12 protein-coding genes are annotated in these 13,707 nt (G+C 70.8%); 4 read left to right on the top strand and 8 right to left on the bottom strand.

Features of this window, described 5'->3' with window-relative positions:
- Window positions 1–157: 157 nt before the first annotated feature.
- Together FBZ33_RS16430 and FBZ33_RS16425 are read right to left on the bottom strand one after the other, a co-directional pair.
- On the bottom strand, window positions 158–1,741 hold the full coding sequence (locus tag FBZ33_RS16430) for a DivIVA domain-containing protein (protein WP_141909731.1): 1,584 nt from the start codon (window positions 1,739–1,741) through the stop codon (window positions 158–160).
- Window positions 1,742–2,010: 269 nt separating this feature from the next.
- A complete protein-coding gene (locus FBZ33_RS16425) occupies window positions 2,011–3,591 on the bottom strand; it encodes an FAD-dependent oxidoreductase (RefSeq protein WP_370453092.1) in 1,581 nt (526 codons plus the stop codon).
- A gap of 70 nt (window positions 3,592–3,661) precedes the next feature.
- On the opposite strand from FBZ33_RS16425, the gene FBZ33_RS16420 reads away from it, so the two are divergent.
- Window positions 3,662–4,246 (top strand): helix-turn-helix domain-containing protein, encoded by a 585-nt coding sequence (locus tag FBZ33_RS16420; RefSeq protein ID WP_141909729.1) that lies wholly within the window; start codon window positions 3,662–3,664, stop codon window positions 4,244–4,246.
- Between the two features lie 72 nt (window positions 4,247–4,318).
- Here FBZ33_RS16420 and FBZ33_RS16415 read toward each other — a convergent pair whose 3' ends face one another.
- Entirely contained in the window at window positions 4,319–4,981 is a 663-nt protein-coding gene (locus FBZ33_RS16415) for a response regulator transcription factor (protein ID WP_141909728.1), read from the bottom strand.
- Window positions 4,978–6,108 (bottom strand): sensor histidine kinase, encoded by a 1,131-nt coding sequence (locus FBZ33_RS16410; protein ID WP_141909727.1) that lies wholly within the window; start codon window positions 6,106–6,108, stop codon window positions 4,978–4,980. Before FBZ33_RS16410 ends, FBZ33_RS16415 begins: the two co-directional genes overlap by 4 nt.
- 143 nt (window positions 6,109–6,251) lie before the next feature.
- Between FBZ33_RS16410 and FBZ33_RS16405 the strand changes: the two genes are divergently transcribed.
- From FBZ33_RS16405 to FBZ33_RS16395, 3 genes are read left to right on the top strand one after another with little or no spacing between them, the layout of a single operon-like run.
- A complete protein-coding gene (locus FBZ33_RS16405) occupies window positions 6,252–7,241 on the top strand; it encodes a carboxymuconolactone decarboxylase family protein (protein ID WP_141909726.1) in 990 nt (329 codons plus the stop codon).
- A gap of 9 nt (window positions 7,242–7,250) precedes the next feature.
- Window positions 7,251–7,703, top strand: a complete 453-nt coding sequence (locus tag FBZ33_RS16400) for a DUF6220 domain-containing protein (RefSeq protein WP_141909725.1) — start codon at window positions 7,251–7,253, stop codon at window positions 7,701–7,703.
- Window positions 7,700–9,439, top strand: a complete 1,740-nt coding sequence (locus FBZ33_RS16395; RefSeq protein WP_141909724.1) for a multicopper oxidase family protein — start codon at window positions 7,700–7,702, stop codon at window positions 9,437–9,439. Before FBZ33_RS16400 ends, FBZ33_RS16395 begins: the two co-directional genes overlap by 4 nt.
- 46 nt (window positions 9,440–9,485) lie before the next feature.
- On the opposite strand, the gene FBZ33_RS16390 is transcribed toward FBZ33_RS16395, so the two are convergent.
- The 4 genes from FBZ33_RS16390 to FBZ33_RS16375 all read right to left on the bottom strand — a co-directional run bounded on the left by FBZ33_RS16390 (window position 9,486) and on the right by FBZ33_RS16375 (window position 13,670).
- Window positions 9,486–11,453, bottom strand: a complete 1,968-nt coding sequence (locus FBZ33_RS16390; protein ID WP_185755320.1) for a discoidin domain-containing protein — start codon at window positions 11,451–11,453, stop codon at window positions 9,486–9,488.
- Window positions 11,454–11,606: 153 nt separating this feature from the next.
- Window positions 11,607–11,786 carry a hypothetical protein gene (locus FBZ33_RS16385; protein WP_141909722.1) on the bottom strand — a complete coding sequence of 60 codons (180 nt, stop codon included), beginning with the start codon at window positions 11,784–11,786 and terminating at the stop codon, window positions 11,607–11,609.
- 19 nt (window positions 11,787–11,805) lie between these two features.
- Entirely contained in the window at window positions 11,806–12,684 is an 879-nt protein-coding gene (locus FBZ33_RS16380; protein ID WP_141909721.1) for a carbohydrate ABC transporter permease, read from the bottom strand.
- Window positions 12,685–12,695: 11 nt separating this feature from the next.
- Window positions 12,696–13,670 carry a carbohydrate ABC transporter permease gene (locus FBZ33_RS16375; RefSeq protein WP_231927418.1) on the bottom strand — a complete coding sequence of 325 codons (975 nt, stop codon included), beginning with the start codon at window positions 13,668–13,670 and terminating at the stop codon, window positions 12,696–12,698.
- Window positions 13,671–13,707 lie beyond the last annotated feature (37 nt).

Raw genomic sequence — 13,707 nt, 5'->3', positions numbered from 1 at the left:
GCCGGCGGCCACGGCTGGTGCGCGGCGGCCAGCCCAGCCTGCCAGCTGCACGGAAGACGCCGGCCCGGTTCGGCCCAGAATCCCCCCGGGTCGACCGCCGTCGAGGTCGTCCCGGGCCGTGCGGGATCGCAGGGGCCCGGGACAACCGTCACCGTCATCAGTGCCGGGCGGCGCCGTTCTCGCTGACCGGCTGCCCGAAGGCCAGGAACGGGACGGGCGTCGGGGCGTCGGGGCGAGCGAAGATCCGCTCGGCCTCGTCCGTGGGCGCGTCCGCCGGCCGGTCGGTGGGCGTGTTCACCGACTCGTCGAGGTTGGTCGGCCGGTGCGAGCGCTCGGCGTCGGACTGCTCACTCCCGGACTGGTCGGCGGCGGACTCGTCGTCACCAGGCCGGTCGCTCTCGTTGCGCACCTCAGCGACCCGATCGGCGGGGGAGCGGTCGGCGCTGGGGCGATCGAAACCGGAACGGGACCCCACCATCGGGTACTCGGCGGTCTCCGTACCCCCGGCGGCCGCGGCCATCACCGCGGCGGCGGCGAGGTCGGCCACCCGCTTCGCCTCCCGCTGCACCCGGGCGCGGACCTCCTTGGCGTGCCGCTCGGCGGAGTCCCCGGCCCGTCGGGCCTCCTCCAGCCGGGCGCTCTCGGCGGTGAGGTCCCGGCGGACCTCACTGAGTCGCTGCTGCATCCTCGACAGCTCGTTCTCCAGCGTCTCGCCCTCCTCGCGGATCTCGGCGAGCTGCTGGCGGCCGGTGTCCAGCTCGGCGCGCAGCTCGGTGGCCTCCTGCTGACGCTCCTCGATCTCCTGCTGGAGGGCGGTGAGCTGCTGCTGGTGGCTGGCGGCCTGCTCGTCGGCGCGGTTGCGCAGCTCGGTCACGTGCTGCTGCGCTTCGGCCAGCAGCGCGGCGATCTGCTGCTCGGTCGCGTTGCTCTGCTCGGCGAGCTCCTGCTCAGCGGCGGCCTGCTGCTCGGCGATGTCCCGCTCCGCGGCGGTCCGACGCTCGTTGACCTCGCGCTCCACGTTGGCCTGCCACTGGGCCATCTCCTGCTGGTTCTTCGCGCGGGCCGACTGGAGTTCCTGCTGGATCTGGGTGCGCGCCGACTTCATCAACGCGTCGGCGGCGACCCGCGTCTGGTTGAGCTGCTGCGCGCTCTGTTCGGTGATCCGCTTCGCCTCGTGCTGGGCGCGCTCGTGGGCGGCCTCACCGTCGGCACGCAACTGCTCCGCGTGCTCGCGGATCGCGGTCAGCTCGGCCTCGGCCAGGGTGCGCCGCTCCTCGTGCGCCTGCTCCTGCTCGGTACGCCGGGTCGCCAACTCCTCGGCCAGGTCCTGGCGTGCCTGCGCGGCCCGCTCACGGGTGTCGGCGAGGATGCGCTCCGACTCGCTGCGCAGCTCGTTCGCCCGGTCGGTCGCCGACTCGATGATCATGGCAGCCTGCTTGTCGGCGAGCGTCATGATCTCGGCGACCATCGGCCCCAGATCGTGGATCGTCGCGCGGTCCACCTGCACCGGTTGCTCCTGAAGGTCGGCCAGTTCGGTACGCAGTCGCTGCACCTCGGCGGTCAGTTCACGGACCCGAACGGCGGAACGCCCATGCTCCCCACTGAGCATCGCGATCTGACCGTCGAGCTGCTCCAGGTGTCGGTCCACCTGGCGTTTGTCGTAGCCGCGCAGGGTGAGCTCGAAGTGTGGCCGCGAGGCCGCATCGTCGCGTCCTGCGCGCGGCTCAGCGCCAATGGACATGCACCATCCTCCGTACGATCGGGGGGCGTGAGGGTCGGCGGTCGCCTGCCCCGCGGGCCGTCAGTGTGGCGCAACGCTACCGCCGAGCCGACCTCATGCGAAGTCCCGCCCCACCCCCTCTCACGTCTCAGAGCCCGCCGGCCCTCGGCCCACCCCCCACCTGCGTCGATCATGGAGTTGTGGTGAGTGACAAAGGTCGTGGACCATCACCATTCCGGCACCACAACTCCATGATCGACGGGGTGGGCTTCGCGCGCGTCGACGGCGGTCTAGCGGCGGCGCGCCACGAGCACCGCGTCGTGGATCGTTATCTGCTCGCCGTTCTCGTCGGTGGCTGCGCGGGGGCGGGCCTCGGCCGTCAGCACCTCCCAGTCAGACGGCTCCAGGGTGGCGGCCACGTCCTCCGCGGTGAACATCATGTCCGGCATGTGCATCCGGCGCGCCGTCGTCCACAGATCCGACGGGTGGTGCCCGACGATCAGCAGAACTCCGCCCGGCGCCACCGCCGCGGCCAACCGGGCGAACAACTCCTGTCGCTGCACCGGCGGCAGGTGCATGAACTGCGCCGACACCAGGTCGTACGCCTCCTCGGCGGGGGGCTTGTCGCGCAGGTCTGCGTGCGTGAAGTCGATCCGAGCACCGACGCCGGCGGTGTCGGCGTGCGCGGCGGCCCGGTCCAGTGCGGTGGTGGAGATGTCCACCGCAGTGACCTGCCAGCCGCGCTCGGCCAGCCACACCGCGTCGGCGCCCTCCCCGCTGCCCACGTCCAGCGCGCGCCCCGGGCGCAGGTCCGCGACCTCGGCGACCAACTGCGGGTTCGGCCGACCACTCCAGACCGACGGCCGGGACTGGTAGCGCTCCTCCCACGCCGGTTCCTCGAACGCGGTGGCCACCACCTGGCGGTACGCGGTGACCGCAGCCCGGGTCTCCTCGGCGATCAGGTCGGCGTTGATCGCCGCGCCGGCGGTGAGGCCGGCCGCGGCGGACGTGATCACCTGGCCACGGATGTCGGCCACGTTGCCCGCCACCCAGACGCCCGGGACGCTCGTCGCGCCGGTGGGATCGGCGGGGATCTGGGCGCCGATGACGTGCTCGCCCATCGTCACCTCCTCCGGGGCCAGGCCCAGCCCCACCAGCAGGTCGGAGCGGGGGGTCAGCCGCGTCGCGACCACCACCGCGTCGAGCGCCACCACCCGCCCGTCGGCCAGCCGTACGCCGGTCAGCGCGTCCCCGGTCACCTCGATCTCGGCGATCGGGCCCGGGACAACCGCGATGCCCCGGGCGGCGAGCCGCTCGGCGGCCTCCGCGTCCGGTGCGGGGGCGTCGTGCAGCAGGAGCAGCACGTCGGCACTCCACTGTCGCCACATCTCGGCCTGGTGCACGGCGAACGGTCCGGTCGCCAGGATGCCGATCCGCCGGTCGCGGACCTCCCAGCCGTGGCAGTACGGGCAGTGCAGCACGTCGCGTCCCCACCGCTGGGCCAGACCGGGCACGTCGGGCATTTCGTCGGTCAGCCCGGTGGTCACCAACAGCCGACGGGCGCGCACCGAACCCCCGCCGTCGAGGCCGAGCCGGAACCCGTCGTCGTCGCGGGTCACCTCCTCCACCCGCCCGGTGTGGAACTGCCCGCCGTACCCGGCGACCTCGGCCCGCCCGACCTCGAGCAACTCGCCCGGCGGCGTCCCCTCCCGGCCCAGGTAGTTGTGCACCCGGTCGGCCGGCGCGTTGCGCGGCTCACCGGAGTCGATCACCAGCACCGACCGGCGGGCCCGGCTCAGCGCCAGGGCTCCGCTGAGCCCAGCGGCGCCGCCGCCCACCACCACCACGTCGTATGTCTCTTCCACCGGTATCTCCCTCTGACTCTGTCGGCTGAGCCCACCATGCGTCGCCCCCGGTCAGGTGGCAACTATCCTTGCCGTTATGGCAAACGAGGACTCCGCCGCGCTGGCGGCCGTCGGCCCCCGGCTGCGTGCCCTGCGCAATCAACGCGCGATCACGCTGACCCAGCTCGCCGACCTCACCGGCATCTCGGTGAGCACCCTGTCCCGGCTGGAATCCGGCAGCCGCCGACCCACCCTGGAGCTGCTGCTCCCGCTGGCCCGCGCCTACCAGGTGGCGCTGGACGAGCTGGTCGACGCCCCGGCCACCGGCGACCCTCGCGTACGCCCCAAACCGATCGTCATCCACGGCATCACGTTCCTGCCGTTGACCCGCCGACCGGGCGGCCTGCAGGCGTTCAAACAGATCTTCCCGCCGGATCCGTCCGCCGGGGAGCGAACCCCGCAGGCCCACGAGGGGTACGAGTGGCTGTACGTGCTGTCCGGCCGACTGCGCCTGCTGCTCGGCGACCGTGACCTGATGCTGACCCCGGGCGAGGTGGCCGAGTTCGACACCCGGGTCCCGCACCTCGTCCTCAACCCCGGCCCCGGCACGGCGGAGGCCCTCAGTCTCTTCGGGCCGCAGGGGGAGCGGTTGCACGTTCGCGCCCGACCCGCCGCGGGCTGAGGCGCTGACTCCGCTGGTGGCAGGCCGGGCGGCAGGGGTTTCCGACCACGGTCTGCGCCACCGGACCGGTGATCACCGGCGACGCGGTGTGATCAGCCCCGACTCGTACGCCCACACGACCAGCTGGGCGCGGTCGCGGCAGTGCAGCTTCACCATCGCCCGGTTGACGTGCGTCTTCGCGGTCAACGGACTGATCACCATTCGCAGGGCGATCTCGTCGTTACCCAGCCCGCGGGCGACGAGTTCGACGATCTCCTGTTCGCGCGCGGTCAGCAACTCGCGTCCGGCCGCCGGCTCGGCCGGCGGTGGACCGGCCACGAACTCGCTGATGAGCGTACGTGTGACGGCCGGGGCGAGTAGCGCGTCGCCGCGAGCCACGACGGCAACGGCCTGCAGCAGGTCGGCGGGGTCCGCGTCCTTCAGGAGGAAACCGCTGGCGCCGGCGCGGAGTGCGGCGAACACGTAGGAGTCGAGCCCGTAGTTGGTGAGGATGAGGACGCGGACCGCGGCGAGGGCGGGATCAGCGGCGATGAGCCGGGTGGCCTCGATACCGTCGAGCCCCGGCATCTGCACGTCCATGAGCACGACGTCCGGCCGTAGGCGTCGCGACAGTTGGACGGCCGATGTGCCGTCGGTGGCCTCGCCGACCACCTCCAGGTCGTCCTCGGCGTCGAGTAGTGCCCGGAATCCGGCCCGCATCAGAGCCTGGTCGTCGACGAGCAGGACTCGAATCATGGTGGGCCGTCCAGGGGGAACGTCGCCCGTACCGTGAATCCGTGGTCGTCGCGGGCGGCGGCCCGCAGGGTGCCGCCCAGCCCGGTCACCCGTTCCCGCATGCCGCGCAGGCCCACGCCGGGCGTCGTCGTCCGGTCCGGCGACGCCTGGCCGTCGTCGGCGACCGAGACGGTCAGCTGCGCCGGGGCGTACTCGACGTGGATCTGCGCAGTGGCGGGACCGGCGTGGCGGGCCACGTTGGTCAGGGCCTCCTGGACGACGCGGTACCCAGCCTGGTCGACCTCGGCGGGTAGGTCCCGGGGCCGACCGGTGACGGTCACCTGCACCGGTACGCCGGCCGCCCGGGTCCGCTCGGCAAGCTCGTCCACCCGGGCCAGTCCGACGGGGTCTCCGTCGGTGGGGGAGCGGAGAACGTCGAGCGTCGTGCGCAGTTCCCGCATCGCGGCGCCGCTGGCCTCCTGGATCGCCAGCAACGTGGCCGAAGGTTCCTCGCCGTGCTTGCGGGCCAGGTGCACGGCGATCCCGGCCTGGACCTTGATCACGGAGATGCTGTGGGTCAGCGAGTCGTGCAGATCCCGGGCGATGCGCAGGCGCTCCTCCCCGGCACGACGCAACGCCATCTCCTCGCGGGTGCGTTCCGCCTCGATCGCCCGTTGTTCGACCTGTTCCAGGTACGCCCGACGCTGCCGGGCGACGAGCCCGGCGACATTGGCCGCCACAAACCAGCCCAGCAGGAGGGCGGTCCGCTCGACGATCAGCTGCCCGGGCCGGTCGGCGGGCGCGACCGAGATGTCGCGGGCCAGGAAGCCGCCGAGGAAGACCAGACTGGCCGAAACGGTGGCCAATCGGTGCCCCCGCCAGGCGGCGACGTACGCCACGCCGAGGACGGGGAACGCCGCGGACACCCCAGGGTGCACCCGGACGTGCAGGGCCAGCATGGCGGCGGTCACCACGCCCAACGCCACCACCGGGTGACGCCGGCATACCGCCAGGCCCGCCGCCATGGCCAGGACCAGCAAGACGTCGACCACCCGCACCGGAGCGGCGTCCGGCGCGAGCGCGGCATTGCCGAGCAGGAGGCCACCGAGGGCGAGGCCGCTGAGGGCGTACGGCAGGTCGCGACGCATGCTCGCACTGTAGAACGGGCCGCCACCCGCGAGCATCCACCGCCTGCGGTAGGTGGGCGTACTGCGGACGCGGTATCGGCGGCCAGCCAAGTGCCTGCGGTGGCACGACGCTTTTCCGACCCCTCGGGTCAAGCATCGAACCCATGACATACCGCTTCTTCACCCCCGCTCCAGCAAGTACGGCAACCGGTCTGACCGGCGAGGTCTACCGGCAGTTGAGAGACGAGTTCCTCGGCCCGGCGCCCACCTTCCAGGCGCTCGCGGCCGTGCCGGAGGTGCTGGCCGCGACCTGGTCGTTGATGCGTGAGGCCCTGCTCGCCGGGGACGGGTCCCGGGTCGACCGCGAGATCGTCGCGTCGGCGGCGTCCCGGGCCAACCGCTGCCGGTTCTGCGTCGATGCCCACGTGATGCTGCTGCACGCGCTGGGTGAGCACGAGGTGGCCGAGGTCATCGCCCGTGGCGGGACGCCGTCCGAGCCGAGGCACGCCGAGCTGGCCGCCTGGGCGGAGGCGAGCCGCAGCCCGATGGCCGCCGGCTGGACCAGTCGGTACGGCCCCGAGGTCACCGGCACCCTGCTCGTCTTCCACTTCATCAACCGGGTCGTCTCGGCGCTGCTCGACCCCGATCTGCTGCCCGGTGGCCTGCAACGCTCCTCAGTGGTGCGGTCGGTCGGGGGCCGGCTCTACGCCAGGACGGCCCGGGAACCGAGGCAACCCGGCCGCAGCCTCCCGCTGCTCGACGTCGGTACGACGGAACCACCGGCCTGGGCGGGGGAGAGCCCGGTCGGCGTCGCGTACGCGGCCCTGAGGAACGCCGCCATGCAGGCCGGGGACCTGCTGGGCGACGTGGCGCGCCAGACCGTCACGGCAACCGTGCGCTGGGAGGACGGCCGCTACCCCGCCCGGCCCTCGGACTGGGCCGTCGACCTGGTCCGGGACGTACCCGGAACGGACCGCGTCGGGACCCGGATCGCGTTGCTGGCGGCGTTCGCACCCAGCGCGATCAGCGTGGGCGACGTGGCCCTCTGGCGGCTCTCCCATCCCGCCGACGCCGACCTCGTGCGGCTCGTCGCGTACGGGGCGATCACGGCCACCGATCACGTCGCCCGGGCCCTGACCTCGGCACACCTCTAGGAGCTCATCATGCGCAAGGCATTCGTCATCGTCAGCATCCTGTTGCTCGTCTCGTTCGCCCTGCAGTTCGTCTTCGCCGCCGTGGGCGGGTTCACGAAGCCCGCCGGCGACGGCGCGTACGCCCTGCACAGCGTCAACGGCATGGCGGTCATCCCCGTTCTCACAGTGCTCACCGCAGTGTTCGCCGCGCTGGCGAAGGCGCCGGGCCGGATCATCGGACTGGCGGTCCTGCCTGTCGGGCTCGTCGTCGTGCAGGCGCTCATCGCCATGCTCGCGAACGCGTCCACCGACGACGCCGGCGCCAGCACGCCGCTCGGCCTGACCATCGCCGGGCTGCACGCGGTCAACGGAATCATCGCTGTGCACGTCGTGGTCGGCGTGTTGAGGGCAGCGCGACAGCTGGACCGACCGGAACCTGTCGACGCCGCACCCGTGACGGTTCTCGAGGGGGAGCCGGCATGACCACCGGCTCGCTGCTCGCGGCCGACCTCGTGATCGCGGTCCTGGCGGCCGGCGGATGGCTGGGCGGTGGTGCGGCGTCCGCCGCTCGGCGTCGCCCGCTCGCGCTGGGGCTGGCGGCCTTCGCGCTGCTCGCCACGCTCGCCCGCGCGGTCACGATCACCGCGCTCGCCCGCACCGGCTGGTGGTTCGCGGCCGAGAAGGTCCTCATCGCCGCCCCACTGTCGCTCGCGGCGGTGGCCGTCGCCGGGCCGCGGCTGCTGCGGGCCGCGGGCGACATCCGGTCCGTCGCGGTCCCGCTCCTCTTCGCCGGGTACGCGCAGAGCAGCGCCCTGCTCGTGACGCTGCTGCACGGCTATCCGGCGTCGGCGGGTGTGGGACTGCTGGCGGTCGCCGGGGTGCTGGCGGCAACGGCGGTCTCGTGGCTCGCCCTCGGTGCGCGCCCGTCCCGCACGGTGTCCCGGGCGGCCCTCGGGGTGGCGGTCGCGGCGCTGGTCACTGGAACCGGGCTGGTCGTCGCCCCGGCCGCCGCGCCCGGCGTACCCCACGATCATGAATACGGGGATGCGCGGACCGTCGGCGAACCGACCAGGCGGTTCACCCTGACGGCCGCGACCGCCACGGTGCGGGCGGGCGGCCGGGACGTCGCGGCGTGGGCGTTCAACGCGCAGGTCCCCGGGCCGGAGCTGACGGCCACCGTCGGCGACGTCATCGAGGTGACCTTGCGCAACCGGGACATCGCCAAGGGCGTCACCCTGCACTGGCACGGGTACGACGTGCCGAACAGCCAGGACGGGGTGCCCGGAGTGACCCAGGCGGCGGTCCGGCCCGGACAGGAGTTCGTCTACCGGTTCCGTGCCGACCAGGTCGGCACGTACTGGTACCACACGCATTCGGTCTCCGACGTCGGCGTGCGGATGGGCCTCTACGGTGTCCTGGTGGTGCGCCCGACGCCGGTGACCGGCGTCGACGTCACAGTGCCGGTGCACACCCTGGCCGGTGTCGCGCTGCCCGAGCCGAGAACGGAGCCGGTGGAGGCGGGGGTGCCCGTGCGGTTGAGGCTGATCAACACCGACAGCACGACGCACCGGTACGCGTTGGCCGGCACCCCGTTCCGGGTCGCCGCGATCGACGGATCCGACCTGCACGGTCCGACCCCGCTCGTGGACACTGCCGTGTCGATCCCGGCCGGGGGACGCTACGACCTGGTGTTCACCGCGCCCGCCACGCCGGTCGCCCTGTTCGTCGATGGCCGGGCCGTCTACTCGACCGGACCGGTCTCGGCGGCCACCACCGCCTGGCCGGTGTTGGATCCGCTCACCTACGGCGGCGCTACCGCGGTGCCGTGGTCCCGGTTCGACCGGGAGTTCACCCTCGTTCTCGACCGCGGCCTGGACCTGCGTGGACTGCTCCCGCGATACGCCCACACCGTCAACGGCGCAGCCGACCCGGACATCCCACCGCAGGTCGTACGCCTCGGTGACGCCGTGAAGTTCACGATCGTCAACCGGTCCCAGATCGTGCACCCGTGGCATCTGCACGGCCATCACGTCCTGGTGCTGTCCCGCAACGACCGACGGGCGACGGGCAGCCCGTTGTGGTTGGACTCCTTCGACGTACGCCCCGGCGACGTGTGGGAGGTGGCGTTCCGGGCCGACAACCCCGGCATGTGGGCCAACCACTGCCACAACCTGGCGCACGCCGAAGCCGGGATGACGCTGCACCTGATGTACTCGTGAGGGAGCCTCCGGCGCGATGCCGGAGGCTCCCTGGTGTGGTGCCCGGTCAGTTGAGGGCGTAGATCTCCGCGGCGGTGGTCCACGGGTTGCCGTTGACCTCGCTCAGGGCACGCAGCCGCAGGTACTGCCCGGTCTTGGCGGTGAACCGGACCTCTTTCTGGCTGGCGTTGTTGGCGAAGGTGCCGGTGGCCACGGCCGTTCCCCAGTTGACGCCGTCAGTGCTGACGTAGACCTCGTACTGGCCGATGCGCCCGTTGGCGGCACCGCCACCGCTGTCCTGCCGGGGCAGGTAGCGGATTCCGGAGACGGAGTAGCTCGCACCGAGATTGATCTGGATCTCGTGGGGCATCGGGGCGTTGCCGCCGGTGTACCTGGTGTGCCAGATCGTGCTGATGTTGCCGTCGAAGGCGTTGGTGGCCGCCCCGTTCTCGGCGGCGGTCTCCTGGCTGTCCGTGTACTTCAGCGACCAGCCGGTGCGGGGGATGACGCCGGCGCTGGGCACGCAGACCGTGCTCAGCTGGTGCGCGCCCCGGTCGGGACGGCATCCCTGGGTGACGGCGCCACCGAAGTAGTCGCGGCTGCCCGGCGCGGTCATGACCTGACCACTCGCCAGTGCCGGTGAGCCGGCGCGCAGCCGGTAGCCACCGGCGTCACTGATCGAGGTGGCAGTGCCCGGCGCGACGAACAGCGGATCGGCGGTGATCTTGTTCGAGTCGGCGGGTTCGCCGGCCGGGTGCTGGCCGTAGAACACGTTCGAGTCGAACAGCAGAGCGCCGGCGTTGTAGCTGGCCTGGTTCGTGGTCACGTAGAAGATGTTGTTGTAGAACTCGACATTGGCACCGGCTGAGCCGTTGCCGTTGTTGATGATCTGGGCTGCCTCGCCCACGTAGAAGACGTTGTTGTAGATCTTCGTGTTGGTGAGCTTCCCGCAGACCAGGTCGAAGATCTGGCCGCGGTCGTTCTGGCTGATGTTGTAGCGCACGATGTTGTCCTTGGTGGTGGAACCCCCGCCGTTACACAGCAGGATGAAGCCGCCCTCGTTGTCGTGGCTGTAGTTGTACTGGTAGATGGTGCGGATGTTGCCCTCGTCCAGGTCGAAGCCCTGGCCGTCACAGGTGCTCCGGCCACCGCTGACCTCGTTGAACTGGAACAGGGCGTCGTTGATGTTCCAGCCCCAGATGCCGGCGGCGCACTGCGCTGGCTCGCGGACCCGGAAGCCGTCCACCCGGTTGTTCTCGACCAGGGCGCTCTGGGTGTGGTGTACGTCGATGGCGTCGCCGCCGATGTCGGTGACCGTGTTGCCGCGTACGACGACCCTGGTCTGCGGAAGCCAGTTTCCGCAGGTGGAGCCGCAGTTCGGGTTGGCCAGCTCGGGTCGGACCATCCAGCGGGTCCAGAAGTGGATGCCGTAGCGGTCGACGGTGGCGATCGTGTTGTTGTTGATCAACACGTCGTCGAACTTCGTCTGCGTGGTGTAGCCGAGGACCTCGAAGAAGATGCCGGCGCTGGCGTCGTCGTCCTTCTTGGTCTGGTTGCCGTTGACGTCGTGGACGTTGAGCCCGGTCACTCGGTAGTAGGTGCCGGTGCCGGAGTTCTCGCGGATGATGTGCACGCCACGGCGGGTGGCGATCGCCGACCCCTTGTTGGAGATGTCCAGGTTGCGGATCTCCCAGTACTGCTGGTTGTAGAGCTTCACGACGTCGACTACCGCGCCGTTGCCGGCCAGCACCGGCTTGGCGCCGCTGCCGTACGCGTCGATGATGATCGGTGCGCCGGCCGCGCCGGAACCCTTGGGGAAGAGTTGCTGGTTGGCGCAGGTCGTGCCTCGCCGGATCAGGATCTGATCTCCGGCAGCGAACGTCCTGGCGTTCACCGGCGTGAAGCTGTTCCAGGGACTGGCCTGGGTGCCGCTGCCCGAAGTGCTCGCGGAGCAGTCGACGTAGTAGTTCGTTGCGGCTGCCGCGGCGGGGGGCGCGGCGACCAGTATCGCGGTGGCTAGCGTGGTCAAAGCCACCAACGAGGACCTGAACAAACGCATCGGAAGTCCTAACCATGGAGGTGGTGGGGAGCAGTTCACTTCCTTGGAGCTGTCCTGCGCGTACGACCGGGGGTAAGGCCAGCGACGGGCCCGGCGGACCGCGGGCTCGTCGGCCGGCGCCGGTCCGGGTCACCGGAACTTTCGGTTGTAGTCCGCGAGAAGGCCGATGAGCACGGCGAGCGCCACGAGCATGATCGCGAGGTTGCCCCATCCGACGGTGGGCCGGACGACCACCACGGTGACGACGCAGACGAGCGCGATCAGCAGCCGGACGACGATGAGCAGAGTGGCACGCGTGGATTCCTTCATGACATCCCTTTCTCGGGCCTCAGCCCTTGACGCCGCCGGCAGCCATGCCCTGGATCAGGCGACGCTGGATCAGCGCGTACAGGAGCAGCACCGGCACGATGACGATGACCATGCCGGCGTAGAGCCGCCCGGGGTCCGCGGCCGCCTTCTGCGCGGCCATCAGGTTGAGCAGGCCGACCTGCAACGTCTTGCCCTCGCCGGGCAGCAGGGTCAGCGCGATGACGAAGTCGTTCCAGTACGCCAGGAAGTTGAACAGGATCACCGTGGTGGCCGCCGGCCGGGCCATCGGCAGCATCACCCGCGTCATGATCCGGAACCGGGACGCGCCGTCCAGCAGCGCCGCCTCCTCGAACTCCGCTGGAATCGAGCGAAAGTACGCGGTCAGCAGATAGATCGTGAACGGGATCGAGGTCGCCGCGTAGACCAGCGAGAGCATCGCCGGGTTGTCGAGGAAGAACCCGTCCGGGAACACGTCGACCAGCGCGCGGTCCCAGTCGACCAGCATCAGGAAGATCGGCACGACGATGTAGTTGACGTTGACGAACAGCCCAGCCAGCAGTGCCACCTCGACGATGCCCTTGCCGCGGAACTCGTATCGGGCGACGACGTACGCCGCCGGCACCGAGACCGCCAGCACGAAGACCAGGCCGAGGAGCGTGACCAGGACCGACGTGGCGAAGTAGCGGCCCATCTGCGCACCGCCGAACGCGTCGACGTAGTTCTGCAGGTGCAGGCCCTCGGGCAGGGTCCAGGGGCTGCCGAAGAACTCGCTCTTGCGTTTGAGTGAGGCCACCAGCACCCAGGCGACCGGGATCACGATGAGCAGCGTGATCCCGCCGACGAGCAGGTGGGTGAGGCCACGGCCGGGCCGTGGACCGGATTTGTTGATCGTGGTCATGGGACTGTCCTCTAGAACTGGAGGGGCTCACGCCGGGTCGCGCGGCTCACCAGGAGCGACACGAGGAACGAGAAAGCGAAGATCACCACGCCGATGGCCATGCCGTAGCCGTAGGCCGAGTTCGTGTACGCCTGCTTGTACATGTAGCTGAGCAGCACCTCGGAGGCTCCGTCCGGGCCGCCGCCGGTCATCGCGCGAACCAGCACGAAGCTGAGGTTGACCGCGCTGAGGATGAAGAAGGTCAACGTCGTGCGCAGGTTCTGCCAGATCAGCGGCAGCGTGACGGCGAAGAACTGCCGGCTGGCCGAGGCGCCGTCGAGCGCGGAGGCCTCGTAGAGCTCCTCCGGGATGCTCGCCATGCTCGACATGTAGATGACCATGTAGTAGCCCAGCGACTGCCACAGCATCGCGGTCGCGACCGAATAGAGCACCACCTTCTGGTCGCCCAGCCAGACCTGTTGCAGTCCGTCCAGCGAGAGCAGCCGGAGTGTGCCGTTGAGCAGGCCGTTCTCCTGGTCGTAGACGGCCGAGAAGATGGCCGCGATGACCACGACCGAGAGCACGTTCGGGATGTAGAGCACGAACCGGTAGAAGGTGTGGCCGCGCAGCTTCTGCCGGGTCATGACGGCCGCGAGGAACAGGCCCATCCCCATCGTCACCACGGTCACGACCACGAGCAGCGCGACAGTGTTCTGGAACGCGCGCAGGAACTGCTCGTCGTCGGCGAGCTTGGCGAAGTTGTCCAGGCCGACGAACCGCATCTGCGCCGAGAAGCCGCTCCAGCTGTAGAGCGACATCCGGAACACGCTGACGGTCGGCCAGATCATGAACAGCGCGAACAGTGCCAGCGCCGGCAGCAGGCAGGCGGCGACGAACCGACCGTCGCCGCGCCGGCCGCGTGCGGCGGAGCCACGCGCTGACGCCGGGGACCTGCTGGGCGTACGCCTGCTGGTGCCCGTGGGTGGTGGAGTGAGGGTCGTCGTCACCGTGACCAGTCCTTGGTTCTCGCGGGGAGGGGATCGG

The organism is Micromonospora sp. A202, assembly GCF_006715105.1.
Lineage (GTDB): Bacteria > Actinomycetota > Actinomycetes > Mycobacteriales > Micromonosporaceae > Micromonospora > Micromonospora zamorensis.
Note: the sequence above shows the minus strand (reverse complement) of the source record. Positions and strands in the feature narration are given on the sequence as shown.

Excerpts from the sequence above, each read along its gene's own strand:
- FBZ33_RS16430 (WP_141909731.1), bottom strand. The coding sequence starts at position 1,741 with ATGTCCATTGGCGCTGAGCCGCGCGCAGGACGCGACGATGCGGCCTCG.
- FBZ33_RS16420 (WP_141909729.1), top strand. The coding sequence starts at position 3,662 with ATGGCAAACGAGGACTCCGCCGCGCTGGCGGCCGTCGGCCCCCGGCTG.
- FBZ33_RS16415 (WP_141909728.1), bottom strand. The coding sequence starts at position 4,981 with ATGATTCGAGTCCTGCTCGTCGACGACCAGGCTCTGATGCGGGCCGGA.
- FBZ33_RS16410 (WP_141909727.1), bottom strand. The coding sequence starts at position 6,108 with ATGCGTCGCGACCTGCCGTACGCCCTCAGCGGCCTCGCCCTCGGTGGC.
- FBZ33_RS16405 (WP_141909726.1), top strand. The coding sequence starts at position 6,252 with ATGACATACCGCTTCTTCACCCCCGCTCCAGCAAGTACGGCAACCGGT.
- FBZ33_RS16400 (WP_141909725.1), top strand. The coding sequence starts at position 7,251 with ATGCGCAAGGCATTCGTCATCGTCAGCATCCTGTTGCTCGTCTCGTTC.
- FBZ33_RS16395 (WP_141909724.1), top strand. The coding sequence starts at position 7,700 with ATGACCACCGGCTCGCTGCTCGCGGCCGACCTCGTGATCGCGGTCCTG.
- FBZ33_RS16385 (WP_141909722.1), bottom strand. The coding sequence starts at position 11,786 with ATGAAGGAATCCACGCGTGCCACTCTGCTCATCGTCGTCCGGCTGCTG.
- FBZ33_RS16380 (WP_141909721.1), bottom strand. The coding sequence starts at position 12,684 with ATGACCACGATCAACAAATCCGGTCCACGGCCCGGCCGTGGCCTCACC.